The sequence below is a fragment of the Marisediminicola senii genome (genome assembly GCF_011057645.1).
In the GTDB taxonomy this organism is placed as follows: domain Bacteria; phylum Actinomycetota; class Actinomycetes; order Actinomycetales; family Microbacteriaceae; genus Marisediminicola; species Marisediminicola senii.
Map to the genome: position 1 here is coordinate 24048 of NZ_JAALGE010000004.1, position 25871 is coordinate 49918.

Sequence of the window (25871 nt, forward strand, 5' to 3'; positions counted from 1 at the left end):
TTGACCGGCGCTGGATGCGGCGGCGCCACGTCTCGCCGCGGGATCGCCGACTCTCCACACCCGACCAAATCGGCATCAACCACTGGTTGAGGGTTCTGTACCCCGAGCGCACCCCTCATCCGGCCCGAACATGACTCTGCGCCGCACGGTCACACCGTGCGGCGCAGAGTCGGGTGACTGCTAGTCGAGGTAGCCGTTCGGGTTCAGCACGTACTTCGTCGCCGCTCCCGCGTCGAACTCCGCATAGCCGCGCGGGGCGTCGTCGAGCGAGATCGCCTTAGCGTTGACGTTCTTGCCGATCGATACCTTGTCGTGCAGGATCGCCATCATCAGCTGGCGGTTGTACTTCATCACGGGGCACTGCCCGGTATTGAACGACAGCGACTTCGCCCAGCCGGTGCCGAGGCTCAGCGACAGCGAGCCCTTCTGGGCGGCCTCGTCGACGCCGCCCGGGTCGCCGGTCACGTAGAGCCCGGGAATGCCGAGGGCGCCTCCGGCCGTCGTCACGTCCATCAGCGAGTTGAGCACCGTGGCCGGTGCCTCGCCCGCATCCTTGCCGTGCCCGCGCGCCTCGAAGCCCACGGCGTCGACGCCGCAGTCGACCTCCGGAACGCCGAGGATCTGCTCGATCTGGTCGGCGAGGTCACCCGCCGTGAGGTCGATCGTCTCGCAGCCGAAGCTGCGGGCCTGCGCGAGGCGGTCGGCGTTGAGGTCGCCGACGATCACGGCTGCCGCGCCGAGGAGCTGCGCGCCGGTCGCCGCGGCGAGCCCGACCGGACCGGCGCCGGCGATGTACACCGTGGAGCCGGGCCCGACGCCCGCGGTGACCGCACCGTGGAACCCGGTCGGGAAGATGTCCGACAGCATCGTCAGGTCCATGATCTTCTCGAGTGCCTGGTCGCGGTCCGGGAACTTCAGCGCGTTGAAGTCCGCGTACGGCACGAGCACGTACTCGGCCTGGCCGCCCACCCAGCCGCCCATGTCGACGTAGCCGTAGGCGGCTCCGGGGCGGGCGGGATTGACGTTGAGGCAGATGCCGGTCTTGCGTTCCTTGCAGTTGCGACACCGGCCACAGGCGATGTTGAACGGCACGGAGACGATGTCGCCGACCTTGATGAATTCGACGCCGGGCCCGACCTCGACGACCTCACCGGTGATCTCGTGGCCGAGCACGAGGTTCGCGGGTGCGGTGGTGCGACCGCGCACCATGTGCTGGTCGGATCCGCAGATGTTCGTGGCGACGGTCTTGATGATCGCGCCGTGCGGTAGCTTGCGCCCGATATTGGCCGGGTTCACCCCCGGCCCATCCTTCAGTTCGAACGTGGGGTAGTCGATGTCGATGACCTCGACGACCCCGGGGGACTTGTAGGCAACTGCTTTGTTCCCTGACATGTATAGCCTTCCTCGGTACTACTGCGGACCGGTCGGTGCGACCGCTCGTGCGACCGCAGTGCGGTGCCCGGTTGGTATGCCCATTCAAGTGACCCGCCCTGGGAATGACAAGCAGAAACATGAAAGAGAATAGGTTTATCGCTCGCTTGTGGCGTGGTCCGTCAACTGTTAGGCCTGAAGCATGAAGAGACACATCGCACGCCGTCGCGTGACCCGGCTCACCGTGGGGGAATCCCCGATCACGCGCGAGGACTACCTCGCCGCGGAAGAGCCCCTCGAGATCCGCGTCAACGGGTCGTCCCTCGTCATCACCATGCGCACGCCCGGCCACGACGTCGACCTCGCGGCGGGCTTCCTCGTGTCAGAGGGCGTCATCTCGAGCGGCGACGACTTCGCGATGGCCCGCTACTGCGCCGGCGCCACCGACGAGGGGGTCAACACCTACAACATCCTCGACGTGACGCTCGCCGCCGGTGTCGCAGCCCCCGACCCGAGCCTCGAGCGCAACTTCTACATGACCAGCTCCTGCGGGCTGTGCGGCAAGGCCAGCATCGACGCGGTGCGCACCCAGTCGCAGTGGAGCGTCGGCGACGACCGCATGACGATCGACCCCGCAGTGCTCGTCACCTTCCCCGACCTGCTGCGCGCCGAGCAGGCGGTCTTCGATCGCACCGGAGGGCTGCATGCGGCTGCCCTGTTCGATGCCACCACCGGCCGCCTGCTCGTGATGAGGGAAGACGTCGGGCGCCACAACGCCGTCGACAAGGTCGTCGGCTGGGCGGTCAAGGAGAACCTGCTGCCTCTGCGGAACACCGTGCTGATGGTCTCGGGCCGCGCGAGCTTCGAGCTCACGCAGAAGGCGCTCATGGCCGGCATCCCGATGCTCGCCGCCGTCTCCGCACCGTCCTCCCTCGCGGCAGAGCTCGCCACCGAGTTCGGCATGACGCTCGTCGGGTTCCTGCGTGGGCAGTCGATGGTGATCTACGCCGGGGCGGAGCGCATCGTCGCGCCGATACCGCAGCCCGACGCCGCCATCGCGCCGCTACCGCAGGCGGAAGCGGCCACCGAGCCCGAACGCCAGCCGACGGGTACCCCGGTCAGCGTGTGATGCGCGCCCGTGCCGTCACCACGGCACGGGCATGACCGGCACGGGGTCGCCGGCGCGCGCACCCGGCGGCGCGCAGACCAGCACTCCCGCCGCGTCGGCGAGTCCGCGCAGCATCCCGGATCCGCGCCACGCGGTCGGCACGGCCCGGCCGTCGACCAGGTGGTAGGGGAGCAGCCGAGTGCTGTCTCCCGCGGGGCTGATGTCGGTGGCGAGCACGACGCTGCCGCAGGTCGGCTCCGCGTCGCCGTGCATCGCGGCGAGGAGCGGGCGCACCAGGGTGAGCACGCCCATCATCGCCGCGAGCGGATTTCCGGGCAGGCCGACGACGAACTGGCCGCTGTCGAGACGCGCCAGGATCGAGGGTGACCCCGGCCGCATTGCGATGCCGTCGACCACGATGGTCGCGCCGAGCGCGACCAGGGTGTCGCGCAGGTGGTCGGCCGGGGAGTCGCCGGTGCCGCCGGTGGTGATCACCAGGTCGGTGCCGCGCAGCAGCTCGCGCACGGTCGCGATCGACAGGTCGAGGTCGTCGCCGATGCGGCGGGTCGCGGTCACGTCGGCGCGCAGCGCGGCGAGCACGGCGGGGAGCATGACCCCGAAGCTGTCGCGCACGATTCCGGGGGCGGGGATGCCGCTCTCGACGACCTCGTCGCCGGTGAGCAGCAGGCCGACGCGTGCGCGGCCGCGCACCGCGATGGCGTCGACGCCGGTGGATGCCGCGACCGCGAGGTGCACGGGGTTGAGCGTGGTGCCGGCCGGGATGACCACGTCGCCCGCGCGGTACTCCGAACCGCTGGGGCGGATGTCGGCGCCGGGCCCGAGCGGCTCCCGCCCGGTGTCGGTGCGCTCGGTCAGCACGCCGCCGTCGGTGAGGTGGCCGTGCTCGGTGCGCAGGATTCCCGTGGTGCCGGGCGGCACGAGGCCGCCGGTGACGATCGCCGCCGCGGCGCCGTCCGACAGCGGTGGTGCGCTGCCCACCGCGCGGGTGATCGTGGCGCCGCCGTCACGCAGGCTCCACGGGGCGTCGCCCGAGACGGCCCAGCCGTCCATGGCCGACGACGCGTAGTGCGGGATGTCGGTGAGGGAGGCGAGGTCGGCGGCGAGGGTGCGGCCGGCGGCGTCGGCGAGGGCTACCTCCGCCGGCGGGAGGGGTGACGCGACGTCCCAGGCCGACCGGTGTGCGGCGTCCCAGGCGACGGCGTCACGCTTCATCGGTGCCCGTCGCCTGCGGTGCTGCCCTGCACAGTCCGAGGGCCACGTCGATGGCGGCATCCATCGCCTGCTGGGGGTCTGCGGCACCCGCGGCGGCGAACCCGGCCGCATAGCCGGCGACGAAGGTCGTCAGCGGCGCCGCCGGACGGATGACGGAGTGCGCGGCCTCGCCGGCGAGGTCGAGCACGGCGTTGATGTCGACCGGCACGTCGGACATGTCGTAGGCGGCGGTCAGCTCGGCGGTCCAGTCGGTCAGGATGGTGTTCTTGTCGCGGGTGTCGGCCATGGTGTGCTCCGTGTCGTCGGTGTGGGTGGCGGTGCTGGTGTCGGTGTCGGTGTCGGGCGGCGTGGGTGCCGTGGGTGCTGCGGGTGTGGCGGCCGGCGGGGCGTCGATCCCGAACGCGGCGGCGTCGTGCCAGGTGTCGACGTCGTCGGTCGATCCGGCGGGCAGGTCGATGGGTGCGGGGGAGAGCTGCCCGACCAGGCCGAACACCGACAGCCCGTCGAGGGTGCCGGCGGCGCGGTGCCGGTCGGCGGCGGCGGTCAGGGCCGCGGTCGGGTAGACCGCGGCGAGGGGCTGCAGCCGACCCGCGACGTCGCGCCCGACGAGGCCGGTGCCGACCGTGCCGGAGCGCGCGGCCGCCATGAGGGCGGAGGCGGCATCCTGCACGCGTGGCATGTCGCAGGCGAGCACGAGGGTGACGTCGCTCGGCTCGGCGGTATGGCTCGGCTCGACGGTGTCCTGCGGGGTGTGGGGGGTGGATGCCGCGGCGGCGAGCAGCGCGAGGCCCGCGGCGATCCCGGCAGCGGGGCCGCCGAACGCGGGTTCCTCGCGGGTCACGGGTGCCCGCGGGGTGGTCACCGGGCCGACGACCACGACGCGGTCGGCATCAGCGACGGCATCGAGCGTGCGATCGAGCAGCGTCGAGCCCTCGAATTCGAGGAGCGCCTTCGCGGTGGTGCCGAGGCGGGACGACCGTCCGCCGGCGAGCACGATGGCATGGATGATCACATTCCAGAGTAACCGGCCCCGCGGAGGCGACCGGTCAGGGAGACAGTGGGTGAGGTTGAGGCAGCCGGGCGTGGGCGCCTCAGCCGACCAGTGGTGCGCTGAACCGGCCGTCGAGCGCGAGCGCCCTCGCCACGTGGTCGAGCGATGCGAACGACACCGATTCCCACGGCCGGGAGATGCGGGTGAGGACGAACCCGTCGGTGTCACGGGCGACGAAGCCGAGCACGCATTCGCTGCTGCCGGCCGGAAAGCGCCGGTCGGAGATGCGCCACTCGGTGGGGGAGAGCCGGTCGAAGCTGATGTCCGCCATCGCACGGTTCGCACAGGAACTGTTCGTCATGGTGGCCCCTTAGCTTCGGTGTCGTCGTCGACATGTCGATGCTACGGAGAAGCAACCTGTGAACGCACGGGGTTGCCAGATGGTGCATGAGCGGCTATCAGCTTGAAACGGCCGCCACGATCACCCCGGGAGCGCAGGGAACGAGCCACGACGCTCTGGGCGAGCCCCGGTGTTAGTCGGTGTCGAGGTTCTCGTCGAACTGGCCGGGGTCGAGCGGGCGCGACTCGGGTGCCAGGAGCCCCTCGACGTGCTTCTCGATGGCGGCGATCGCGTCGTCGTCGTCGAGTTCCTCGCGGTCCATGACCTCGGTCACCACCATGAGCTGGCTGGCCGGCCCGATCACGAGCTGGGCGCGGCCCTCCGTGCCGGCCGGGGTGACCACGGGGATGTCGATGGAGTCCGATGACTCGCGCATGGCCAGGGCGCGTGCGTAGGCGAGCACGGCGACTGCGGTGCGGTCACCGGTGACCACCGAACCGCTGGCGTAGAAGATTCGCTTCATGATCAGTGCCGGGCGTCAGCCGCCGGTCGATTCTCCCGTCGGGCGCAGTTCGTCGCTGAGCTGGAGGCCCTGGTTGCTGTTCGCCGAGGTCATCAGCGCTTCGACCCATTCGCGGTTCAGGCTTGGCATCTTTCCTCCGCTGTACTTGAAGTACAGCGGGATGGCGTCGCTCAGCCACACCGTGCTGCGGCCGTCGCCGATGTTGGGGTCGTCCTTCCAGGAGAAGTAGAACGATTCGCCGCGGCGCAGCTTGGCGCCGATGACGACCTGGAGGTGCGCGAGAACACGATCGTCGAAGCCGATCTCGACTCCGGATGCGCCATACAGGAGCTTTCCCATGATGACTCCTTCAAGGCTGGGGGTGAGCGGACGACGCAGGTGTAGCAGCGACGGCCGGATTGCACAATACCTGACAATTCTACGGGGCCAAAACGCACGCGCCGTGCCGTGGCACCCCCGTCACGACGGCCGGGAATCGGCGTGGGGCACCGCACCGCCACGGTCGCGGGGGCGATAATCGGGGGGCACCCGAATACGAGCATTGGACACGGCATGAACGAGAAAGACCTGATCGAGCACTGGACCACCGCGCGGCGCCACATCATCGCGGCACAACTCGGCCCGATCTTCCTCCTCACCTCGACGATCGCCCTGCTGCAGTTCGGGCTCGCCGACGCCGAACTCGTCGTGCGGCTCGCCGCCGCCGGCATCCTGCTCGCATCGGGACTGCTCGGGGCGGCATCCGAGATCGCCGCGGCTCGCGAGGGACGTGCCGTCGCCGCCGACCTCGCAGCGCTCGGGGCCACCACCAGCCTCGGCCGGTCGGTCGTAGCAGCGGCGCCATGGACCGTGCTCGTGAGCATCGTGGCGCCGGCGATCTTCGTCGCCATCTTCGTGTTCCTGCTCGCCGCGCTGTTCGTGCCCGGCCTCGCCTGAGCCGGTTCCCAGGCGGCGAGCCCGGCTACCAGGCTGCGGGCTTGTAGTCCTTCAGGAACACCCCGTAGATGTCCTCGCCCCGCTCGCCCATCACGATCGGGTCGTACACGCGCGCCGCGCCGTCGACCAGGTCGAGCGGGGCGTGGAAGCCCTCCTGCGCGAGGCGGATCTTGGTCGGGTGCGGGCGTTCGTCGGTGATCCAGCCGGTGTCGACGCTCGTCATCAGGATGCCGTCCGATTCGAACATCTCCTTCGCGCTCGTGCGGGTGAGCATGTTGAGCGCGGCCTTCGCCATGTTGGTGTGTGGATGCCCCGGTCCCTTGTACCCGCGCCCGAACTGCCCCTCCATCGCCGAGACATTGACGACGTAGGTGCGCCTGGCGCCTGAGGCACGCATGGCCCCCCGCAACCGGCTGACGAGCAGAAACGGCGCGGTGACGTTCGCCAGCTGCACCTCGAGCATCTCGAGCGGATCGACGTCGTCGACGACCTGGGTCCAGCTGTTGCTGTCGTGGTGGTCGGGCACCAGCCCGCCGGCGTCGATGGCGGTGCCGTCGGCGAGGCGGTCGAGCGACGACGATCCCGCGGCCATCGCGAGCGCCGACAACCGGTCGCCGTTCAGCCCGTCGGTGGCCAGTGCGTTCGCGGTCAGTCCGGCGGTCGCGAGCAGCGCCGGGTGCGCGGTGACCGACGCGGCCAGCGCCTGCGGGTGCGCGTCGCTGGTGTGCCCGAACGACAGCACCTCGGGCAGCGGGCCGTCGGGCGACGGCTGCGACTCGGCCGCGGTCAGCGGGGCGTACGACCCGGCGGAGCGGCGCACGGTCTGCGCGGCGTTGTTGATGAGGATGTCGAGCGGCCCGGCCGCGACCATCGCGTCGGTGAGGCCGATCACCTGCGCGGGGTCGCGCAGGTCGATGCCGACGATGCGCAGGCGGTGCAGCCAGTCGGCCGAGTCGGGCAGGCCCGTGAAGCGGCGCACGGCGTCGCGGGGAAAGCGCGTGGTGATGGTGAGGTGGGCACCGTCGCGCAGCAGCCGCAGCGCGATATGCATGCCGATCTTGGCCCGGCCGCCGGTGAGCAGCGCGCGGCGTCCGGTGAGGTCGGCGTGCGCGTCGCGCTTGCCGTGGCTCATCGCGGCGCAGTCCGGGCAGAGCTGGTGGTAGAACGAGTCGACCACCGTGTAGCGCTGCTTGCAGATATAGCAGGGGCGCGCCTTGTGGAACTCCCCGGCACCGGTGGCCGCCCCGCTGATCGCCAGGGTGACGCCGCGGGTCTCGTCGTCGACCCGGTCGGGGGCGCCGGTCGCGGTCGCGGCGACGACGGCACGGTCGGCGTCGGCGATCACGGCGCGCTTCTCCAGCCGGCGGGTCTTCTTGACCGACTTGAACATGCGCGCGGTCGCCCTGCGCAGCGCGATGACGTCGGGGTGATCCTCGCCGAAGCCGTCGACCTCGGCCATCACCCGCAGCGCCGTGGCGAGGTCGGTGGGGTCGATGGCCTCCCTGGCCGCACCGGGGCGGTCGGAGTCGGTTGGCGAAGCGGGGTGGTCGTTGTCGAGTGGCACACCGGAGTTTAACCGCTGTGCGCGGTGTGGCACGGTTGACCCATGCCCCCACTGCATTCGTCGACCCAGCACCAGCCACCCCTGCGCCTGCTGCTCGACTGCGACCCCGGACTCGACGACGCGCTCGCCCTGCTGCTCGCCCACGCCGACCCGGCACTGCAGCTCGTCGCCGTCACCACGGTGGGCGGCAACGTGTCTCTCGAGAACACGACACGCAACGCGTTGCAGCTGCGGCAGTACCTCGGGTTCGAGCGGGTCCCGGTCGCGGCCGGTGCGCCGGCGCCGCTCGCGCGGCCGGCCAGGTCCGCGGCGCATGTGCACGGGGAGGAGGGCCTCGGTGACGTGCGCCTGCCGGTGGCGGGCGCCGCGGCATCCACCGCCCATGCCGTCGACACCATCGTCGATACCCTCCGCGACAGCCCAGGCGACGTGCACCTCGTGGCGACTGGGCCGCTCACGAACATCGCCCTCGCGCTGCGGCGGGAGCCGCGCATCGTCGAATGGGCGGCGTCGTTCGTGATCATGGGCGGCTCGTACACTCGCGGCAACGCGACCCCCGCCGCGGAGTTCAACATCTACGCCGACCCGGAGGCCGCTGCCGAAGTGTTCGCCGCCAACTGGAACGTCGTGATGATCGGCCTCGACGCCACGCTGCAGGCCATCGCCACGCCGACGATCGTCGATCGGATGCGCGCGCTGGGCTCCCTCGGCACCGAATTCGCCGTGCCGCTGTCGACCTTCTGGACCGACCCAAACGACGCCGACTGGCCGGGGCAGGCCGTGCACGACGTGTGCGCGGTCGCCTACGTCGCCCGCCCCGACCTGTTCGTCTCGCGTCCTGCGCTCGTGCGCGTCGAGACAGAGGGGGAGTACACCTCTGGCATGACCGTGGTCGATTTCAACGCTGCCGACCCCGACGCTGCCGACCCCAACGCGACCGTGGTCACCACCGTCGATGTCGACGCCTTCTGGGATTACGTGCTCGGGGTGTGGGCACTTGTGGCACCGGAGATCGACGACCGTGCGGCGCACGCGGGGGAGCGCACCCGTGGCTGAACCTGGCACCGCACCGCACCCCGATCGGCTGCTCGACCGCATTCCCGACCAGTGGGACCCGGATGCCGCGTACACGGGGTTCGAGGAATGGGCGGAGGGCCGCGGGCTGCCCCTCTACCCCGCCCAGGCCGACGCGCTGATCGAGATCGTGTCGGGCGCCAACGTCATCCTCAGCACCCCGACCGGAACCGGCAAGTCGCTCGTCGCGATGGGGGCGCACTTCGCCGCGCTCGCCGAGGGCAAGCGCAGCTACTACACGGCGCCGATCAAGGCCCTCGTCTCGGAGAAGTTCTTCGCCCTCGTCGAGGTGTTCGGCGCAGCCAACGTCGGCATGGTCACCGGCGACTCGTCGGTGAACGCCGACGCCCCCATCATCTGCTGCACGGCCGAGATCCTCGCGAACGTCGCGCTGCGGCACGGCGCCGACTCCGACGTCGACCAGGTCGTCATGGACGAGTTCCACTTCTACGCCGACCCGGAGCGCGGCTGGGCGTGGCAGGTTCCGCTGCTCACCCTGCCCAGGGTGCAGTTCGTGCTCATGTCGGCGACCCTCGGCGACGTCGAATGGCTCGCCACCGACCTCAGCCGCCGCACCAGCCGCGAGACCGCGGTCATCACCGGCGTCGACCGCCCGGTGCCGCTGCACTACTTCTACGAGACCAGCCCCGTGCAGGAGACGGTCGAAGACCTGCTCTCCACCGCGCAGGCGCCCATCTACATCGTGCACTTCTCCCAGCTCGCCGCGATGGAGCGGGCGCAGGCGCTCACCAGCATCAACGTCGCCACCCGCGCGCAGCGCGACCACATCGCCGAGGTGATCGGTGGCTTCCGGTTCACCACCGCGTTCGGGCGCACCCTGTCGCGGCTGGTGCGCTCCGGCATCGGCGTGCACCACGCCGGCATGCTGCCCAAGTACCGCCGCCTCGTCGAGCAGCTCGCCCAGCAGGGCCTGCTGCGCGTCATTTGCGGCACCGACACGCTCGGCGTCGGCATCAACGTGCCGATCCGCACCGTGCTGCTCACGGCCCTCACGAAGTTCGATGGAACCCGGATGCGGCAGCTCACGGCCCGCGAATTCCACCAGGTCGCCGGACGCGCCGGTCGCGCCGGCTTCGACACCGCGGGAACCGTCGCCTGCCAGGCCCCGGAACACGAGGTCGAGAATGCCCGGCTGGTGGCGAAGGCCGGCGACGACGCGAAGAAGCTCAAGCGGGTGGTGCGCAAGCGCGCACCAGACGGGTTCGTGTCGTGGGGGGAACCGAGCTTCCAGCGGTTGATCGGCGCCGAGCCCGAGACCCTCACCTCGAGCATGCAGATCACCCACTCGATGCTGCTCAACATCATCGGGCGCGGTGGCGACTCGTTCCAGATCGCCCGCGATCTGATCTTCGACAATCACGAGCCGTACAAGAAGCAGCTGGCCCTCGCCAGGCAGGCGCTCGCGATCTACCGCACGTTGCGCACCGCAGAGATCGTCAGCCAGCAGGGCGGCGGCATCGGGGGAGAGGCCGTCATCAGGCTGACCGTCGACCTGCAGCCGAACTTCGCCCTGAACCAACCGCTGTCGCCGTTCGCGCTCGCCGTGTTCGAGCTGCTCGACCCGCCAGAGGCCGGCGATCCCGCGAGCACCGGGTATGCCCTCGACATGCTGTCGGTGCTCGAGGCCACCCTCGACGACCCGCGCCCCGTGCTGTCGCAGCAGCAGTTCATCGCGCGCGGCGAGGCGGTCGCCGCGATGAAGGCCGAGGGCATCGAATACGACCAGCGCATGGAGCTGCTCGAGTCGGTGACCCACCCCAAGCCGCTCGAGGAGCTGCTCGGCGAGGCATTCGACACCTACAGCGCGAGCCAGCCGTGGATCGGCGACTTCGAGCTGAGCCCCAAGTCGGTGGTGCGCGACCTCTACGAGCGCGCGATGACCTTCGTCGACTACGTCAACTTCTACAAGCTCTCCCGCTCGGAGGGGCTCGTGCTGCGCTACCTCTCCGACGCCTACCGCGCCGCCAGGCAGACCATCCCCGACGAGGCGAAGACCGAAGAGCTCACCGACATCATCGAGTGGCTCGGCGAGCTCGTGCGCCAGGTCGACTCGAGCCTGCTCGACGAGTGGGAAGAGCTCACCAACCCCACCGACGCCGTCGTCGGCACCGCGGCCGTCGTGCCACCGCAGCCGCGCGGGGTCTCCGGCAACGTGCGGGCGTTCCGAGTGCTGGTGCGCAACGAGATGTTCCGCAGGGTGCAGCTCGCCGCGCTCGAGAAGTGGGACGAGCTGGGCGAGCTCGATGCGGCCGCCGGGTTCGACGCGGATGCCTGGGCGGACGCCCTCGACCCCTACTGGGACGAGCACGATTCGATCGCGACCGACGCCGACGCCCGAAGCGCGGCCATGCTCGTCATCGACGAGCAACCGCGGGCGTGGACGGTGCGGCAGATCCTCGCCGACCCCGAGGGCGACCACGACTGGTCGATCAGCGCGACGGTCGATCTGGAAGAATCCGACGCCGCGGGCGTTGCAGTAGTGAGGGTGACGTCGGTCGGGATGCTCCGGTGACCGCGTCGTCGCCCCGAGAGGAGCGTTCCATGACCCGAGACGACGCCACATCCACCGCGCAACACACCCCGCAGCCCGACGCCGCGCCGCCAACCGCGCCGCCCGACACCGTGCTACCCGACACCGTGCTGCCCGACACCACCACCGGCGCATTCCACGTCGTCGACGACGGAACAGCCGTGCTGTCACCGGAGGAGTTCAAGGCCGCGTTCCGCAACCACCCGGCCGGCGTCGCCGTGATCACGGCCGACGCGGGCGACGGCCCCGTCGCGCTGACCGCGACGAGCGTGTTCTCGGTGAGTGCCGACCCGCCACTGCTGGTGTTCTCGCTGTCGAAGACATCCGGCAGCACTCCCACGCTGATGCGCGCACAGACCGTCGTGGTGCACCTGCTCACCGAACGCCAGCTCGACATCGCCGTGCTCGGCGCCACCAGCGGCGTCGACCGGTTCGCCGACACCTCGATCTGGGCCCGGCTGCCGACGGGGGAGCCCTACTTCACGGCCGCCCCGGTATGGATTCGCGGCAAGGTCGTCGACCGCATGCAGGCCGGCGGCTCGACCGTGCTCGCGGTGGAGGCGCTCGAGGCGCGCTCGCCGGAGCGCGGGAGCCCGGAGGCCGACGCCGGTAATTCCCGCCCGCTGGTGTACCACAACCGCACGTGGCACGCCCTCAGCGAGGCCTCCAAGCTCGGCTGAACGGCTGGCTACCGCGTCGGCGGGGTCGCTACGGTAGTCGTTCAGGCGGGTACCACACCGCCGAACCGCTCGGTCTTGATGTCTGCCGCGTCGTAGCCGGCGTCGACCAGCCAGTTCGCTACCGTCTCGACGAACGGCGTCGACCCGCACACGTAGACCGCGGCGCGTTCGGCCGGTGCGAAGACACTCGCCATCACGTGTTCCCGGTCGAGTCGCTCCGGCGGTGTCGGCCAGCCGGCGGGCGTGGCGCGGCTGAAGTTCCAGGTGACCTCGAGCGGCGCGTCCTCGGCAGCGCGGCGCACCAGCTCGTCACGGAACAGCGCACGCTCCGGGGTGCGCACCGAGTACAGCAACCGGAACGGCGCCGCACTGTGGGCGTCGCCGTGGCTGCGGATCATCGACATCAGCGGAACGATGCCGGAGCCGCCACCGATGAGCTGCACGGGGCGCATGTTCTCGCCGTCGCCGGCGCGCGCCCCGGCGTGCTGGCGCCAGATGAACCATCCACCTGCCGGCCCGCGAATCTCGACCATGTCGCCCACCTCGGCGACGTCGACGAGGTAAGGCGACACCTCACCGTCGGCCAGCTTGTCGACGGTGATCTCGAGGCGCTTCGACGTGCTCGACGACGCGATCGAATACGACCTCACCGCGGTGTAGCCGTCTTCCGCAGTGAGCCGAACATCGACGTGCTGGCCCGCGATGTGCCCTGGCCAGTGCGGGATGTCGATCACCAGGGAGCGGGTGCCAGGGGTCTCGGTCCAGGCCTCGGTGATGCGCCCGGGTGCCCAGGTCACCAATAGCGCTGCTCACGCCACGGGTCGCCGTACATGTGGTACCCGTTCTGCTCCCAGAACCCCGGCTCGTCGTTCTCCATCATGCGGATGCCCCGCACCCACTTGGCGCTCTTCCAGAAGTACAGGTGCGGCACGAGCAACCGGGCGGGCCCGCCGTGCTCTGGCTCGAGCGGCTTGCCGTCGAACTCGAACGCCACCCACGCCTTGCCGCCCATCAGGTCGGCGAGCGGAACGTTCGTCGTGTACCCGCCGTAGGAGTACGCCATCGTGAAGCCGGCGGAGGTCTCGATGCCGTCGAACAGGGTGTCGAGCGACACTCCCCGCCAGCCGGTTCCGAACTTCGACCAGCTCGTGACGCAGTGGATGTCGGTGGTCACGTCGGCGATCGGCAGCGCCATCAGCTCATCCCACGACCAGCGGTGCTGCAGGCCGTCCTCGGTCTCGATCGTGAACTGCCACTCCTCGTGGGTCACCCGCGGTGTCGGTCCAGCCGACAGCACCGGAAAGCTCTCGGTGAGGTATTGCCCCGGGGGCAGCCCCGGGGTGTCCGGCCGACGCCTGCCCGAGAAACCCGACGAAAACAGCCCCATGGCGGCGCTCCCTGATTGCGTGTGGATGAATAGCGACCAATGCTCGCTCAGCCTAACCACGCCCCCGGGGCTTGGCGAGGGTGCGCACAGCCTAGGGTTGGTGGATGCGACCCCTCGGCTCCCTGCACGGCGCGCGCCGCAGGGCCTCCGACCGGCTGCTCGCGGCCACCACGCGGCGATCGGGCGAGAAGTCCCGCCGCCGCATCGTCAGCCGCCGGTCGTACGACATGGTCGACCTCGCGGAGTTCACCGTCGCGACCCGACACTACGCGGGCCCCGTAGGCGCCGACTCCGCCACCGTGCCAGCCTTCGTGCTGGTGCACGGCATCGGCATGTCGTCGCGCTACTTCGACCAGCTCGCCGAGCGGCTCGCGCAGTACGGCAGTGTGCACCTGATCGACCTGCCGGGGTACGGACGATCCGCCACACCGCCACACGACACCACGATCAGCGACCACGCCCGTGTCGTCGGCCTCTTCGTGACGACCCTCGGCCACCGGCATCCCGTCATCGTCGGCCACTCGATGGGAACGCAGGTCGTCACCAGCCTGCTGGCGCAGCGGCCGGAGATCACCGACCGCCTCGTGCTCATCGCCCCCACCATCTACCCGGGGCGACGATCGAGCATGGCGCAGGCACTCTCTCTGCTGGCCGACATGCCCCGCGAGCCGTTCCGGGCCCAGTGGACGGTCACCACCGACTACCTGTTCCGCAGCGGCATTCCCTACTACCTGACCCAGTTGCCGCACCTGGTCGGCGACCAGATCGAGGGACGCCTCGCGTCGATCACCGCGAGAACGCTGGTGATCCGCGGCACCCGCGACCCGATCGTTCCGCTGCACTGGGCAGAGAACGTGACGTCGCTGCTGCCGGACGCGACCCTCGTCGAGGTCGACGGCCCGCACATCGTGATGGCGGCGTCTCCCGCGCGGGTGTGCGAGCTGATCGTGGCGCACGCGCGATGAGCGAGGTTCCATCGACGCTCGTGCGGCGGCTCTGGCTGCACTATGTCGACTGGGTATACGCGGCCTACTGGGAGGCCAGGCACGCCATCGCACCGCGGGCCACCCACGACTTCACGTCGGGGTCGCTCGTGCCGGTGCTGCTGCTGCCCGGCGTGTACGAGACCTGGCGCTTTCTCGAGCCGGTCGCAGCCCTCGCCAACGCACTCGGACACCCGGTGCACGTCGTGCCGAGCTTCGGGTACAACCGCGGGTCGATCCCGTCGATGGCCGAGCTCGCCCAGCGGTACCTCGACGACAACGACCTGCGCGACGTGATCATCATCGCCCACAGCAAGGGCGGCCTGATCGGCAAGCACATGATGGTGACCGACGACACCGACGGCCGCATTGCGCGCATCATCACCGTCAACACCCCGTTCGGCGGGTCGGTGTGGGCCAGGTATGCCCTGCGGCGCACGCTGCGCGAATTCTCGCCCAATGACGTGACCCTCGCCGCCCTCACCGGGCTCAGCGCTTCGAACGCGCGCATCACGTCGATCTACAGCGCAGACGACCCGATCATCCCCGGGGGCAGCGAGCTGGCCGGGGCCGTCAACATCACGCTCCCGCTCGTCGGCCACTTTCGGGTGCTCTCGTCGCCGCTGCTGCTGAGCACGATCCGTCATTTGCTGAGACCGCCGGCCGGGCCCTGACCGGGTCGTCGGCCGCCCGCATAATGGGGGAATGGAGCGACGACAGCGGCTGGTACTCGCCATCGCCGTGCTCGCGTCGTTCGTCGCATTCCTCGACGGGTCGGTCATCAACGTCGCGCTGCCCGCCATCACCGACGAACTCGGCGGCGGCCTCGCCCTGCAGCAGTGGGTCGTCGACGCCTACCTGATCACCCTCGGCTCGCTCATCCTGCTGGCGGGATCGCTCTCCGACGTATTCGGTCGCATCGTGGTGCTGCGCTTCGGCCTGGTCGGCTTCGGCATCGCGTCCGTGCTGTGCGCCATCGCCCCGACCGGCGAGTTCCTCATCGTCTCCCGTGCCCTTCAGGGCATCGCCGGGGCACTGCTCGTGCCCAGCTCGCTGGCCATCATCCTGTCGAACTTTCGCGATGCCGCCCAGGCGAAGGCGATCGGGCAGTGGACCGCGTGGACCGGCGGGGCGTTCATCGCCGGACCGCTGCTCGGCGGAATCTTCGTCGACCTGCTGTCGTGGCGGCTGGTCTTCGCCATCAACATCGTCCCCATCGTCATCACCCTGTGGCTGCTGTCGCGGCTCGGGCAGCGCGACGAGCGGCAGGTCGGTGTGCGTGTCGACTACCTGGGGGCGGTGCTCGGCGTGGTGGGCCTCGGCGCCCCGGTGTTCGCGCTCATCGAGCAGGGCAACCTGGGCTGGCGGGACCCGCTGATCTGGGGCACCATGCTCGTCGGCGTGCTCGCCTTCGTGGCCTTCATCGTGCGGCAGCGCCTCGCGACGAACCCCATCATGCCGCTCGGCCTGTTCTCGATCCGCAACTTCTCGGTGGGCAACGTCGCCACGGTCGCCTTCTACGCGGCCCTGTCCCTCGGCGGCTTCGTGGTGACGGTGTACCTGCAGCAGTCCGCCGGCTACACGGCGACCGCCGCGGGTGCTGCCTTTCTGCCCGTCACGCTGCTCAGCATCGCGCTGTCGTCGTTCTTCGGCGGACTCGCCGGTCGGTACGGCCCCCGCCTGTTCATGGCGGTGGGTCCGGTGCTCGCCGGCATCGGCTACCTGCTGATGCTGGGCATCGACACGGACGCCGCATACCTCACCGACGTGCTGCCTGGCGTGCTGGTGTTCGGCCTCGGGCTGTCGGTGACGGTCGCGCCGCTCACCGCCGCGATCCTCGGCTCGATCAGCGTGAGCCAGGCGGGCATCGGCTCGGCCGTCAACAACGCGATCTCGCGCATCGCTGGCCTGGTGGCGATCGCGCTGATCGGGGTCATCGTCGGTCCGTCGCTCGACGGCATGGGCTTCGAACGCGGGGTGCTGGTCACCGCGGCGCTGTTCTTCGCCGCCGCGATCGTCTCGGCAGTCGGCATCCGAAACCCGTCGACGGCGCGGGCGGCGAAACCCGTGCCGGTGCCCGCGACGACCATGCCGCTGCCCCGCCAGCAGTCGCAGTGCTGACCGGCTGCCCCCAGGCCGACTGACTGGTGGGCCCTAGCCGACGAGCCGCTCGCCTGAGGTCGCGAGCAGCGCGACGTTGAGCAGTGCCGAGACCATGATGAGGCGGAACAGCAGCCGCGACGGCTTGCGGCTCCACGACAGCCACACCCCGGCGATCGCGATGCCGATGGTCGCGATCAGGCCGATCGACTGGGCTTCTGCGGGCTGGCCGGACGGGCCGGCGAACGCGACGATGGATGCTGCCGCGAGCACGACCCAGGTGAGGATGCCGGTGAGCTTCGCGCCGATGCGGTGCGGGAGGCCGATCACGCCGGTCGCCCGGTCGTCGTCGAAGTCGGGCAGCACGTTCGCGAGGTGCGCGGCGACGCCGAGCAGGGCCCCCATCACCATCGCCCACCACGCGGCCACCGCCGGCTGGGGCATCGACAGGGTCACGATGGTGGGCAGCAGCCCGAAGCTCACGACGTAGGGCACGACTGAGAACACGGTGCTCTTGAGCCCGGCGTTGTACGACCACGCCGACGCGATGAACACCGCGTGTGCGAGGGCGGCCCACCAGCCAAGCGGAATGGTGAGCACGATCGAGAGCGCGGCGGAGGAGAAGGCCGCCGTGCGCACCGTCGACGCCTCGATGAGGCCCGCCGCGACCGGCTTGTCCTGCCGGCCAGCCTCGCGGTCGCGGTCGGCGTCGATCCAGTCGTTCGACAGGCCGACCGACGCCTGGTTGGCGATCACGGCGAGGCCGAGCAGCAGCAGGCGCCACGGCTCGAGGCCGATGCCGATGCCGAGCACGACGGCGACGATGGTGACCGTGACGGTGGGGCCGGGGTGGGTCGAGCCGAGCAGCGCACGCATGGCATCGCGCCGCGGGGTCTCCCGGCGGTCGAATTCGCTCATGGCACCAGCAGGAGCTTGCCGATGTGGTCGGAGCGCTCCATTCGCTCGTGTGCACGGCGGGCGTCGGCCAGCGGCATCCATTCGTCGACGACCGGCGAGACGGTGCCCGCCTCGATGAGTGGCCACACGGAATCGATCACGGCACGCACGATCTCGTTCTTCTCGGCGAGGGGTCGTGCGCGCAGGCTCGTGGCGTGCACGCTGCCCCAGGTGCCCATCAGCGCGCCGATGTTCAGTGTTCCGGCCTCGCCGCTCTGGTTTCCGATCAGCACGAGGCGCCCGTGGCGGTTCAGTGACTGGATGCTGCGCGCGACGTATTCGCCGCCGATCGGGTCGAGGATCACGTCGACGCCGGTGCCCCCGGTCTCGTCGGCGATGCGGGCGACGAAGTCATCGCTGCGGTAGTCGATGAGGATGCTCGCGCCCAGCGCGGCACAGGCGTCGAGCTTGCGCGCCGAGCCCGCCGTCACCGCGACCCGGCTGCCGAGGGCCGCCGCGATCTGGATGGCCATGGTGCCGACGCCGCTCGATCCGCCGTGCACGAGCAGGGTCTCACCCGGCTGCAGGCGCCCGACCATGAACACGTTGCTCCACACTGTGGCGACCGCCTCGGGCAGCGCCGCGGCGTCGACGAGGTCGACCCCGGCGGGAACGGGCATCAGCTGGCCGACGTTCGCGACGGCCTGGCTGGCATACCCGCCACCGCCGAGCAGTGCGCACACCCGGTCGCCGACGGCCCAGCCGGGGTAGGCGCCGGTCGCGCCGTCGCCGGCCGCGCGGCTGTCGGCCGCACGAGTAGCGACCCCGTCGCCGAGGGAGCGGATGGTGCCGGAGACCTCGAGTCCCGGCCAGTCGGGGGAGCCGGGAGGGGGCGGGTACCGGCCCTCGCGCTGCGAGATGTCTGCCCGGTTCACCCCGGCGGCGGCGACGTCGATGACGACCTGTCCCGGCCCCGCGACCGGGTCGGCGACCTCGCGTTCCCGCAACACACTGGCGTCACCCGGCGTGGTGATCTCGATGACCCTCATGGCTCCACCGTAGTTGTCGCGGGGCCCGTCGCCTCGCCGAGCGCGCGGGGTAGGCCGAGGGACGCGAGCACCGCGAACGGGCGCTCCACGTGGGCGAAATGGCCGCAGTCGGCGATGACGGTGCCGACGCTGTGCGGCAGCACTCCCCGCATCGCGTCGAGGTCGGCGTCGGTGACGAACACGTCGCGGTCGCCCTTGACCTGCGCGACGGGGCATCGCACACCCGACCACGCGGCACGGGCGTCGTACCCGCGCGCCACGCGGGCGGCTGCCGCGAACGACCGGGGCCGCAGTTCGTGAGCCGTCGCGATGGTCGTCGAGCGTGGCATCCACAGCCCGTGTCGGTACAGCGGTGCGAAGATGACGCGCATCAACCCGGTCGGCTCGAGCGCCGTGGCGATGCGTGCGGCCACGCTGCCGAACGGCGAGAGCAGCTGCATGATGCGCCACAGCATGGTGAACCCCGGCACGACGGAGAAGTTGCGCAGCGGGTGGTCGACCCCGGCGATGATCGAGAACGTGGTGGCCGAGACCATCGACACCGAGGTCACGCGGTCGGGCCAGATCGACGCCATGTGCATGCCGACGAAGCCGCCCAGCGAGTGCCCGACGAGATCCCACTCGGTGTAGCCGAGTTCGTCCATCGCCGCGGCGACGAGGCTGCCGATCGCCTCGACCGTGACGTCGGCGGTGTCGTGCGTCATGCGCGCGTCGCCCCACCCCGGCAGGTCGAGCAGCACCGGGTCGGCGAACGGGGTGCCTGCGGCGTCGGCGGCGCGCAGCAGCGGGGTCCAGGTGGTCCAGGATCCGGCGGCTCCGTGCAGGAAGACGGTGGCACGGGTGGATGCCCGTGCCGGCCGGTGGCGCGCGACGCAGGTGCCGAGCTCGTTGCTGACCTCGGTCGAGCGCAGCCCGAGCGACGCGGCATCCATGTCGAGCTCGAACGGGGCGTACCCGTCGGCCGCACGGGAGCGGCGGCTCCGGCTGCTGTCGTGGGGGCGGCTGCCCCGGCGGTGTTCCCGGTCAGGCATCGGGGGAGCCGACGAGTTCCTCGCGGATGCGGCGCAGGTCTTCGAGCAGGGCGCCGACGATGATCCAGTGCTCCGGGTCCGGCGCCATCACCACGAGCGGCGCGGTGAGCGCCGGCAGGTCGGCCGTGATCACGGGCACCTCGCGGCCGGGGCGCGCCGTCGTACCCCCGGTGCCGCGGGCGCCGCGGCTGCCGCGTCGGGCGGAGCGACCCGGCGTCGATTCGCTCGGTGGCTCGACGGTGCGGGCGAGCAGCCGCACGTCGTGGGCCGCCCGGCTCAGCTCGTGCCCGATCGCGGGCACCACCGGGTCGTCGAGCAGCGCCGGGTCGTAGCCGTCGCGCACCGCCCTTGTCATGCCGAGCGTGCGGGTGACCAGGATCGACAGCCTGGCCAGCGCATCGCGGTTGCGCTGGATCGCGTCGCGATACCTGCTCGCCCGCGGGTTGAAGGTCAGGCTCTCCTCGGCGGCGTCGATGGCGTCGGATGCGGCGGCCTGCAGCGGCCGCAGGCCCCGCGCCTGCGCCATCAGCTCGGCCAGCTCCGCACTGGTGCGCGGGGTGCTGAGCGCCCCGGCGAGGTTCTCCAGGGTCGACGCGAGCCCGACGGCGAGCCGCCCGACGGCCAGCCGGGCGGGGGAGAGCAGCACGGGGGGCACGATCAGCGCGTTCACGATCAGGCCGACCACGGCGCCAATGATGGTCTCGATGATGCGATCGACCGCGTAGGCGGGCGACTGGGTGCCGATCGCCAGCACGAGCATCGCGCTGATCGGGATCTGGTTGGACGACCCCGGCGTCAGCTTGAGCGCCCACGCGATGAGCAGCGACACGACGATGATGCCGAGCACCACCCAGCTCTCCCGGCCGAGCACCAGGCCGGCGGCGTAGGCGATCACCACGCCCACGATCACCCCGATGCTGCGCTCGACGCCCTTGGCGAGCGACTGGTTGACGCTGGGCTGCACGACGAGCAGCGCGGCGATGGCGGCGAAGATCGGTAGGGGCTGCGACAGCAGGGCGGCCGAGATGACCCAGGCGAGGATCGCGGCGACCGACGTCTTGAGCACCTGCAGCAGCGGGCTGCGTGCCGACGCGCGGATGGTCGCTATCGGCCTCATCAGTACAGGCTATCGCTGGCGCTATCGTGAGCAGATGAAGGCCGCCATGCTGCACGCCCCGTTCGACGTGCGGGTCGACGAGGTGCCGGAACCGCGCATCACCCGCGGCGACGAGGCCATCGTGCGCATCACCCACAGCGCCATCGGCGGCGACGACCTCGCCGCCTATCGCGGGGTGGGACCGGGAGCGCAGCGCCGGCTCGGCAGGGAGTGCATCGGCATCGTCGAGGCCACCGGCCCCGAGGTGCGGGGGGTCGCGGTCGGCGACCTCGTGGTGATGCCGCCGCTGTTCAGCGACAGCACCTGCCAGGAGTGCCTCGCCGGCCAGTCGAGTGGATGCCGCAGCGCCACGCACTGGGGGACGAGCGGCTAGGACGGCGCACAGGGCGACAAGGCGCGTGTGCCGTGGGCCGATGCCAACTGTGTCGTGGTGCCGGGCGACGGCATGACGGATTCGATGCTCACCGCACTCCTGCCGCTCTCCGGCGTGCTCGGCACCGGGCACCACGCCGCGGTCGGCGGGAGGGTGCGCCCCGGCAGCACGGTCGTCGTCGTGGGCGACGGCGCCGTCGGGCTGTGCGCGGTCGCGGCCAGCCGCCGCCTGGGCGCGAGCCGCATCATCCTGGCCAGCACCCGCGAGGCGCGGGCCGCGATCGGGCAGTCGTTCGGGGCCACCGACATCGTCACCGCGCGGGGCCCGCTCGCCGCCGAACGCATCCGCTGGCTCACCGACGACCTCGGGGCCGACAGCGTGCTGGAATGCGCGGGCACCGACGCCGCGTTCGCGCTGGCGCTCGCTGCGGTGCGGCACGGCGGCGACATCGGCCTCGCCGGCCACCCGCCAGCGCTCGCCGACCCGCAGCTGCGTCACACGCTCGACCACGGCATCGGCGTGAAGGGCGGCGCGGCCCCCATCGGGAGCACCCTGCGCCGCCTGCTACCCGACGTGCTCTCCGGGATGCTCGACGTCTCGGCGATCTTCGACCTCACGGTGTCGCTGCACGACGTGGCGGTCGGCTACCGCGCGATGCACGAGCGCACCGCGATCAAGGCGCTCATCCGCACCTGACGCGCGCCGCTCACCCCGCGCTGTTCACCGCGCGCTGCTCACCCAGTGCCATTCACCCCGCGCTGAGTGCCGCCGCGATCGCGTCCGCCGCGCGCACCAGGCTCAGGTGCGTGAGGGCCTGTGGGGTGTTGCCGGCCTGCTCGCCGCGTTCGACGTCGTATTCCTCGCTCATCAGGCCGACGTCATTCGCGAGACCCAGCATCCGGTCCATCAGGGCGACCGCGTCGTCGACCCGGCCACTGCGCGCGTACTGCTCGACCAGCCAGAACGAGCAGCAGAGGAATGGATGCTCCGCCCCCTCGAGCCCGTCGACACCGCCCTCGGTGCGGTACCGCAACAGCAGCCCCTCATGCATCAGGTCGGCCTCGATGGCCGCCACGGTGCCGAGCATGCGCGGATCGTCGGCCGCGAGGTAGCCCACCTGCGGCAGACGAAGCAGCGAGGCGTCGACCTCGGTGCCGCCGTAGTACTGCGTGTAGGTGCGCCGCCCGGCGTCCCAGCCATGTGCCTCGATGTCGTCGCGGATCTCGTCGCGAAGCGCCTCCCACCGCTCCACCGGTCCGCCCAGGCCGTGGTCGCGTACCGCGCGAACCGCCGAGTCGACCGCGGCCCACAGCATGACGCGGGTGTGGGTGAACTGCCGCTGGGGACCGCGCACCTCCCAGATGCCGTTGTCTGCGCGGCGCCAGTGCTGCTCGACGTGGTCCATCAGCGCGCGCTGCAGCGGCCAGGAGAACGGTGCCTCGTCGACACCGCACTGCCGCGCCTGCTCCAGCGCGACCATCACCTCACCGAACACGTCGCCCTGGTACTGCAGGTAGGCGTCGTTGCCGACCCTCACCGGCGCCGACCCGCGGTGCCCCGGCAGCGAATCGAGCTCGTACTCGTCGAGCCGGCGCTCCCCGGCGATGCCGTACATGATCTGCACGTCGGCCGGGTCGCCCGCGATCGCGCGCAGCAGCCACTGGCGCCAGCCCTCGGCCTCGCGGGTGAAGCCGTGCGCGAGCAGCGCCTGGAGGGTCAGCGCTGCGTCGCGCAGCCACACGTAGCGGTAGTCCCAGTTGCGCGAGCCGCCGAGCTGCTCCGGCAGGCTCGTGGTGACCGCGGCCACGATGCCGCCGGTGTCGCCGTGGGTCAGGGCGCGCAGCACGAGCAGCGACCGGCGTACCTGGGCGTCGTACCGGGGTGACGGCGATGCGGTCGACGCCCACGACTGCCACCACGCGACGGTGTCGGCGATGTTCGCGTCGACGTCGGGCATCGCGGGAGCCGCCCGGTGTGCCGGATACCAGGTGAGCACGAGGTCGACCGTCTCCCCGGCCGCGACGGTGAAGGTCGCCCGGTGGCGCCGCCCACGGTCGTGCAGCGTCGGGCCGCCCCGCACCACGACCGCGTCGGGCCCGGCGATGGCGACGAGGCCGGGCTGCCCCGTGCGGTCGGTGACCTTGCGCACCCACGGCACCGCGCCGGCGTAGTCGAACCTGATGACGAGTTCCTCGGTGAATTCCATCGACCCGTGGATGCCGCGCACGCGCCTCACCACGTCGGCCCGCCGGCCGCCGATCGGCATCAGATCGACCACCTCCGCCTCCCCGTCGTCGGTGACCCACCGCGTGACCAGCACGAACGTGTCGTCGACGTACCGCCTCGAGGTCTCCCGCACGGTTCCGGACGGCGCCACCAGCCAGCGCCCCGCGCCGTCATCGCCGAGCAGCGCCCCGAAGGTCGACGCGGAGTCGAACCGCGGAAGGCACAACCAGTCGATGCTGCCGTCGATCCCGACCAGCGCGGCGGTGAGCGTGTCGCCGATCATTGCGTAATCCCCGATGCGATGCGCCATCGCCTCAGTCAAGCAGTTAGCGTTGACGGATGACCGACTCCCCACGTTCCCTTGTCATTCTCGGAGCGGGCGGGGACCTGACGTCCCGGCTGCTGCTGCCCGGCGTCGGGCAGTTCCTCGCCAGCGACCGCAGCGTGCCCGTGCAGCTGATCGGCGTGGGCATGGATGCGATGAGCGACGCCGACTGGCGGGCCAGGGTGACCGCGTCATTCGACAAGGGCAAGGCCAGCGGGGAGCGGATCGACGCCCTCGTCGCCTCCACCGTCTACCTGCAGGCCGACGTCACCGATGCCGACGACCTCGCCCGCATCTTCGCCGCGTGCACCGGCGTGCCGGCGGTGTACTTCGCGCTGCCCCCGGCCGTCACGCAGGCTGCCTGCCGCGCGCTGACCGCCGACGCCATCCCCGATGGCACCGTGTTCGCGCTCGAGAAGCCGTTCGGCACCGACCTCGAGAGCGCCAGGCAGCTCAACCGCGAGCTGGCCGAACTGCTGCCGGAAGACCAGCTGTTTCGCGTCGACCACTTCCTCGGCAAGTCGACGGTCATCAACATGCTCGGGCTGCGGTTCGCCAATCGCATCTTCGACCCCACCTGGACCGCCGAGCACATCGAGGGCATCGAGATCGTGTTCGACGAGCCGCTCGGCCTCGAGGGCCGGGCCGGCTACTACGACACGGCAGGTGCCCTCGTCGATATGATCCAGAGCCACCTGCTGCTCGTGCTCGCCCTGGTCACGCTCGAGCCGCCGAGCAGCGTCGAATCCGACGACCTGCGGGGAGCGGTGAACACCGTGCTCGCGGCGACCCGCCTCGACGGAGACGGCCCCACCGCGTGGAGCAGGCGAGCGCGCTACACCGGCGGCACCATCGACGGACGGGACTTTCCGTCGTACGTCGATGAGCCCGGCGTGGTCCCATCCCGCAATACCGAGACGCTCGCCGAGCTCTCGGTCGCCATCGACAACGCCCGCTGGGCCGGGGTACCGATCCGGTTGCGCTCCGGCAAGGCCGTGGCGGGCCTGCGCAAGGAGGTCATCGTCACCTTCAAGGACGTGCGGCACCTTCCGAAGGGCCTCGAGGGAACGCAGGTGCCCAACCGGCTCGTCATCTCGCTCAGCCCGGACGAGCTCTCCCTCGACCTGAACATCAACGGCGAGGGTGACCCGTTCACGCTCGACCGGGTCACGCTGGCCTCGAGCTTCGCGCCGGGCGACTTCGGTCCGTACGGCGAGGTACTGGCGGGCATTCTCTCCGGCGACCCGATCCTCTCGGTGCGCGGCGACGTCGTGGAGGAGTGCTGGCGTATCGTGCAGCCCGTGCTCGACGCGTGGAGGGCGAACGAGGTGCCGCTCGAGGAGTACGCGACCGGATCGACCGGCCCCGCGGGCTGGCCGGTCTGAGCTCGACACTGAGCTGGCCTGCCTGGGCTGTGCCGGCCTGCGCGGCCGGCACAGGGCGCATCCGGCACAGGGCGCATCCGGCGTTGCGGCGTATCGTGACGGGCATGCGACGTGAGCAAGCGAAGAGAGACATCCCGGGGCCCGGGCAGGAATCGGTGTGGGACTACCCGCGACCGCCGCGGCTCGAACTCATGGCCGACCCGGTCACGATCACCCTCGGCGGGGAGGTCATCGCCTCGAGCACCCGTGCCTACCGGGTGCTGGAGACGAGTCATCCACCCACCGTGTATGTGCCCAAGGAAGACTTCCGCGACGGGGCCGTCATCCCGGCCGCCGGGCAGTCGTGGTGCGAGTTCAAGGGCCAGGCCAGGTACGTGAGCCTGCGCGGTGGTTCGGTCGTCGCTGAGCGCTCCGGCTGGTACTACCCGACGCCCACCCCCGCCTACGCCGACCTGGTCGACGCGATCGCGGTCTACCCGTCGGCCATGGACGCCTGCACCATCGCGGGCGAGACCGTACAGGCACAGGACGGCGACTTCTACGGCGGCTGGATCACGTCACGCGTCGTCGGGCCGTTCAAGGGCGCACCGGGCACCCTCGGCTGGTAGCGCCAGCGGGCGCACCGGG

At 70.9% G+C, this 25871-nt stretch carries 26 protein-coding genes; 12 read left to right on the forward strand and 14 right to left on the reverse strand.

Annotated features, from left to right (window positions below):
• Window positions 1-180: 180 nt before the first annotated feature.
• Window positions 181-1392, reverse strand: coding sequence for a formaldehyde dehydrogenase, glutathione-independent (fdhA, locus tag G5S38_RS03475; RefSeq protein ID WP_165064332.1), 1212 nt, complete (start codon window positions 1390-1392; stop codon window positions 181-183).
• A gap of 181 nt (window positions 1393-1573) precedes the next feature.
• Here fdhA and fdhD point away from each other — a divergent pair, with 181 nt between their 5' ends.
• On the forward strand, window positions 1574-2500 hold the full coding sequence (gene fdhD, locus G5S38_RS03480; RefSeq protein ID WP_165064335.1) for a formate dehydrogenase accessory sulfurtransferase FdhD: 927 nt from the start codon (window positions 1574-1576) through the stop codon (window positions 2498-2500).
• A 15-nt stretch (window positions 2501-2515) separates the two neighbouring features.
• On the opposite strand, the gene G5S38_RS03485 is transcribed toward fdhD, so the two are convergent.
• The 5 genes from G5S38_RS03485 to G5S38_RS03505 form a co-directional block, all read right to left on the reverse strand.
• Window positions 2516-3712, reverse strand: coding sequence for a molybdopterin molybdotransferase MoeA (locus G5S38_RS03485; RefSeq protein WP_165064338.1), 1197 nt, complete (start codon window positions 3710-3712; stop codon window positions 2516-2518).
• The gene (locus G5S38_RS03490) at window positions 3702-4724 is read right to left on the reverse strand and encodes an NTP transferase domain-containing protein (protein WP_165064341.1); all 1023 of its coding nucleotides are present in this window, start codon (window positions 4722-4724) and stop codon (window positions 3702-3704) included. The genes G5S38_RS03485 and G5S38_RS03490 overlap by 11 nt, the downstream gene beginning before the upstream one ends.
• Before the next feature lie 79 nt (window positions 4725-4803).
• Complete coding sequence (locus G5S38_RS03495) at window positions 4804-5064, reverse strand: hypothetical protein (RefSeq protein ID WP_165064344.1); 261 nt, start codon at window positions 5062-5064, stop codon at window positions 4804-4806.
• 172 nt (window positions 5065-5236) lie between these two features.
• The gene (locus G5S38_RS03500; RefSeq protein ID WP_165064347.1) at window positions 5237-5566 is read right to left on the reverse strand and encodes a hypothetical protein; all 330 of its coding nucleotides are present in this window, start codon (window positions 5564-5566) and stop codon (window positions 5237-5239) included.
• A 15-nt stretch (window positions 5567-5581) separates the two neighbouring features.
• Window positions 5582-5905, reverse strand: coding sequence for a DUF7882 family protein (locus tag G5S38_RS03505; RefSeq protein ID WP_165064350.1), 324 nt, complete (start codon window positions 5903-5905; stop codon window positions 5582-5584).
• 213 nt (window positions 5906-6118) lie between these two features.
• Between G5S38_RS03505 and G5S38_RS03510 the strand changes: the two genes are divergently transcribed.
• Window positions 6119-6502, forward strand: a complete 384-nt coding sequence (locus G5S38_RS03510) for a hypothetical protein (RefSeq protein WP_165064353.1) — start codon at window positions 6119-6121, stop codon at window positions 6500-6502.
• 25 nt (window positions 6503-6527) lie between these two features.
• Here the strand turns inward: G5S38_RS03510 and G5S38_RS03515 are convergent, their stop codons facing one another.
• Window positions 6528-8123, reverse strand: coding sequence for an SDR family NAD(P)-dependent oxidoreductase (locus G5S38_RS03515; protein ID WP_165064356.1), 1596 nt, complete (start codon window positions 8121-8123; stop codon window positions 6528-6530).
• Here G5S38_RS03515 and G5S38_RS03520 point away from each other — a divergent pair.
• From G5S38_RS03520 to G5S38_RS03530, 3 genes are read left to right on the forward strand one after another with little or no spacing between them, the layout of a single operon-like run.
• Window positions 8109-9122 carry a nucleoside hydrolase gene (locus tag G5S38_RS03520; RefSeq protein WP_165064359.1) on the forward strand — a complete coding sequence of 338 codons (1014 nt, stop codon included), beginning with the start codon at window positions 8109-8111 and terminating at the stop codon, window positions 9120-9122. The two genes, G5S38_RS03515 and G5S38_RS03520, sit on opposite strands and share 15 nt — an antisense overlap.
• Before the next feature lie 28 nt (window positions 9123-9150).
• The gene (locus G5S38_RS03525) at window positions 9151-11673 is read left to right on the forward strand and encodes a DEAD/DEAH box helicase (protein ID WP_407943823.1); all 2523 of its coding nucleotides are present in this window, start codon (window positions 9151-9153) and stop codon (window positions 11671-11673) included.
• A 29-nt stretch (window positions 11674-11702) separates the two neighbouring features.
• Window positions 11703-12371, forward strand: a complete 669-nt coding sequence (locus G5S38_RS03530) for a flavin reductase family protein (RefSeq protein WP_165064365.1) — start codon at window positions 11703-11705, stop codon at window positions 12369-12371.
• Window positions 12372-12412: 41 nt separating this feature from the next.
• On the opposite strand, the gene G5S38_RS03535 is transcribed toward G5S38_RS03530, so the two are convergent.
• Together G5S38_RS03535 and G5S38_RS03540 are read right to left on the reverse strand one after the other, a co-directional pair.
• On the reverse strand, window positions 12413-13168 hold the full coding sequence (locus G5S38_RS03535) for an FAD-binding oxidoreductase (RefSeq protein ID WP_201276566.1): 756 nt from the start codon (window positions 13166-13168) through the stop codon (window positions 12413-12415).
• On the reverse strand, window positions 13165-13758 hold the full coding sequence (locus tag G5S38_RS03540; protein WP_165064372.1) for a sulfite oxidase-like oxidoreductase: 594 nt from the start codon (window positions 13756-13758) through the stop codon (window positions 13165-13167). Before G5S38_RS03540 ends, G5S38_RS03535 begins: the two co-directional genes overlap by 4 nt.
• A 104-nt stretch (window positions 13759-13862) precedes the next feature.
• Here G5S38_RS03540 and G5S38_RS03545 point away from each other — a divergent pair, with 104 nt between their 5' ends.
• The 3 genes from G5S38_RS03545 to G5S38_RS03555 are packed head-to-tail and all read left to right on the forward strand — an operon-like array spanning window position 13863 to window position 16862.
• Window positions 13863-14723, forward strand: a complete 861-nt coding sequence (locus G5S38_RS03545; RefSeq protein ID WP_165064375.1) for an alpha/beta fold hydrolase — start codon at window positions 13863-13865, stop codon at window positions 14721-14723.
• A complete protein-coding gene (locus G5S38_RS03550) occupies window positions 14720-15415 on the forward strand; it encodes a lipase family alpha/beta hydrolase (RefSeq protein ID WP_165064378.1) in 696 nt (231 codons plus the stop codon). Before G5S38_RS03545 ends, G5S38_RS03550 begins: the two co-directional genes overlap by 4 nt.
• 31 nt (window positions 15416-15446) lie before the next feature.
• A complete protein-coding gene (locus G5S38_RS03555; protein WP_165064381.1) occupies window positions 15447-16862 on the forward strand; it encodes an MFS transporter in 1416 nt (471 codons plus the stop codon).
• Window positions 16863-16895: 33 nt separating this feature from the next.
• Here G5S38_RS03555 and G5S38_RS03560 read toward each other — a convergent pair whose 3' ends face one another.
• Genes G5S38_RS03560 through G5S38_RS03575 form a run of 4 tightly spaced genes read right to left on the reverse strand, consistent with a single transcriptional unit; the run spans window position 16896 to window position 20935 of the window.
• A complete protein-coding gene (locus G5S38_RS03560; protein ID WP_165064383.1) occupies window positions 16896-17759 on the reverse strand; it encodes a UbiA family prenyltransferase in 864 nt (287 codons plus the stop codon).
• The gene (locus G5S38_RS03565; protein ID WP_165064385.1) at window positions 17756-18787 is read right to left on the reverse strand and encodes an NAD(P)H-quinone oxidoreductase; all 1032 of its coding nucleotides are present in this window, start codon (window positions 18785-18787) and stop codon (window positions 17756-17758) included. Before G5S38_RS03565 ends, G5S38_RS03560 begins: the two co-directional genes overlap by 4 nt.
• The gene (locus G5S38_RS03570; protein ID WP_165064387.1) at window positions 18784-19818 is read right to left on the reverse strand and encodes an alpha/beta fold hydrolase; all 1035 of its coding nucleotides are present in this window, start codon (window positions 19816-19818) and stop codon (window positions 18784-18786) included. Before G5S38_RS03570 ends, G5S38_RS03565 begins: the two co-directional genes overlap by 4 nt.
• Complete coding sequence (locus G5S38_RS03575) at window positions 19811-20935, reverse strand: FUSC family protein (RefSeq protein ID WP_165064389.1); 1125 nt, start codon at window positions 20933-20935, stop codon at window positions 19811-19813. Before G5S38_RS03575 ends, G5S38_RS03570 begins: the two co-directional genes overlap by 8 nt.
• 34 nt (window positions 20936-20969) lie before the next feature.
• On the opposite strand from G5S38_RS03575, the gene G5S38_RS15485 reads away from it, so the two are divergent.
• Window positions 20970-21308: an alcohol dehydrogenase catalytic domain-containing protein gene (locus G5S38_RS15485; protein ID WP_201276567.1), complete on the forward strand. Its 339-nt coding sequence runs from the start codon at window positions 20970-20972 to the stop codon at window positions 21306-21308.
• Window positions 21309-21335: 27 nt separating this feature from the next.
• Window positions 21336-22004, forward strand: a complete 669-nt coding sequence (locus G5S38_RS15490; RefSeq protein WP_201276568.1) for a zinc-binding dehydrogenase — start codon at window positions 21336-21338, stop codon at window positions 22002-22004.
• Window positions 22005-22056: 52 nt separating this feature from the next.
• Here G5S38_RS15490 and G5S38_RS03585 read toward each other — a convergent pair whose 3' ends face one another.
• Entirely contained in the window at window positions 22057-23844 is a 1788-nt protein-coding gene (locus tag G5S38_RS03585; RefSeq protein WP_165064391.1) for a glycoside hydrolase family 15 protein, read from the reverse strand.
• Window positions 23845-23873: 29 nt separating this feature from the next.
• Here G5S38_RS03585 and G5S38_RS03590 point away from each other — a divergent pair, with 29 nt between their 5' ends.
• A complete protein-coding gene (locus G5S38_RS03590) occupies window positions 23874-25244 on the forward strand; it encodes a glucose-6-phosphate dehydrogenase (protein ID WP_165064394.1) in 1371 nt (456 codons plus the stop codon).
• A gap of 104 nt (window positions 25245-25348) precedes the next feature.
• A complete protein-coding gene (locus G5S38_RS03595) occupies window positions 25349-25852 on the forward strand; it encodes a DUF427 domain-containing protein (protein ID WP_165064396.1) in 504 nt (167 codons plus the stop codon).
• Window positions 25853-25871 lie beyond the last annotated feature (19 nt).

What these genes read in the sequence shown, in the direction of transcription:
- fdhD (WP_165064335.1), top strand. Translation starts at nt 1,574, where the DNA reads ATGAAGAGACACATCGCACGCCGTCGCGTGACCCGGCTCACCGTGGGG.
- G5S38_RS03495 (WP_165064344.1), bottom strand. Translation starts at nt 5,064, where the DNA reads ATGACGAACAGTTCCTGTGCGAACCGTGCGATGGCGGACATCAGCTTC.
- G5S38_RS03590 (WP_165064394.1), top strand. Translation starts at nt 23,874, where the DNA reads ATGACCGACTCCCCACGTTCCCTTGTCATTCTCGGAGCGGGCGGGGAC.
- G5S38_RS03550 (WP_165064378.1), top strand. Translation starts at nt 14,720, where the DNA reads ATGAGCGAGGTTCCATCGACGCTCGTGCGGCGGCTCTGGCTGCACTAT.
- G5S38_RS03570 (WP_165064387.1), bottom strand. Translation starts at nt 19,818, where the DNA reads ATGCCTGACCGGGAACACCGCCGGGGCAGCCGCCCCCACGACAGCAGC.
- G5S38_RS03575 (WP_165064389.1), bottom strand. Translation starts at nt 20,935, where the DNA reads ATGAGGCCGATAGCGACCATCCGCGCGTCGGCACGCAGCCCGCTGCTG.
- G5S38_RS03515 (WP_165064356.1), bottom strand. Translation starts at nt 8,123, where the DNA reads ATGCAGTGGGGGCATGGGTCAACCGTGCCACACCGCGCACAGCGGTTA.
- G5S38_RS03500 (WP_165064347.1), bottom strand. Translation starts at nt 5,566, where the DNA reads ATGAAGCGAATCTTCTACGCCAGCGGTTCGGTGGTCACCGGTGACCGC.
- G5S38_RS03530 (WP_165064365.1), top strand. Translation starts at nt 11,703, where the DNA reads ATGACCCGAGACGACGCCACATCCACCGCGCAACACACCCCGCAGCCC.
- G5S38_RS03555 (WP_165064381.1), top strand. Translation starts at nt 15,447, where the DNA reads ATGGAGCGACGACAGCGGCTGGTACTCGCCATCGCCGTGCTCGCGTCG.
- fdhA (WP_165064332.1), bottom strand. Translation starts at nt 1,392, where the DNA reads ATGTCAGGGAACAAAGCAGTTGCCTACAAGTCCCCCGGGGTCGTCGAG.
- G5S38_RS03505 (WP_165064350.1), bottom strand. Translation starts at nt 5,905, where the DNA reads ATGGGAAAGCTCCTGTATGGCGCATCCGGAGTCGAGATCGGCTTCGAC.
- G5S38_RS03565 (WP_165064385.1), bottom strand. Translation starts at nt 18,787, where the DNA reads ATGAGGGTCATCGAGATCACCACGCCGGGTGACGCCAGTGTGTTGCGG.
- G5S38_RS03545 (WP_165064375.1), top strand. Translation starts at nt 13,863, where the DNA reads ATGCGACCCCTCGGCTCCCTGCACGGCGCGCGCCGCAGGGCCTCCGAC.
- G5S38_RS03560 (WP_165064383.1), bottom strand. Translation starts at nt 17,759, where the DNA reads ATGAGCGAATTCGACCGCCGGGAGACCCCGCGGCGCGATGCCATGCGT.
- G5S38_RS03595 (WP_165064396.1), top strand. Translation starts at nt 25,349, where the DNA reads ATGCGACGTGAGCAAGCGAAGAGAGACATCCCGGGGCCCGGGCAGGAA.
- G5S38_RS03540 (WP_165064372.1), bottom strand. Translation starts at nt 13,758, where the DNA reads ATGGGGCTGTTTTCGTCGGGTTTCTCGGGCAGGCGTCGGCCGGACACC.
- G5S38_RS03520 (WP_165064359.1), top strand. Translation starts at nt 8,109, where the DNA reads ATGCCCCCACTGCATTCGTCGACCCAGCACCAGCCACCCCTGCGCCTG.
- G5S38_RS03585 (WP_165064391.1), bottom strand. Translation starts at nt 23,844, where the DNA reads ATGGCGCATCGCATCGGGGATTACGCAATGATCGGCGACACGCTCACC.
- G5S38_RS15485 (WP_201276567.1), top strand. Translation starts at nt 20,970, where the DNA reads ATGAAGGCCGCCATGCTGCACGCCCCGTTCGACGTGCGGGTCGACGAG.
- G5S38_RS03485 (WP_165064338.1), bottom strand. Translation starts at nt 3,712, where the DNA reads ATGAAGCGTGACGCCGTCGCCTGGGACGCCGCACACCGGTCGGCCTGG.
- G5S38_RS03510 (WP_165064353.1), top strand. Translation starts at nt 6,119, where the DNA reads ATGAACGAGAAAGACCTGATCGAGCACTGGACCACCGCGCGGCGCCAC.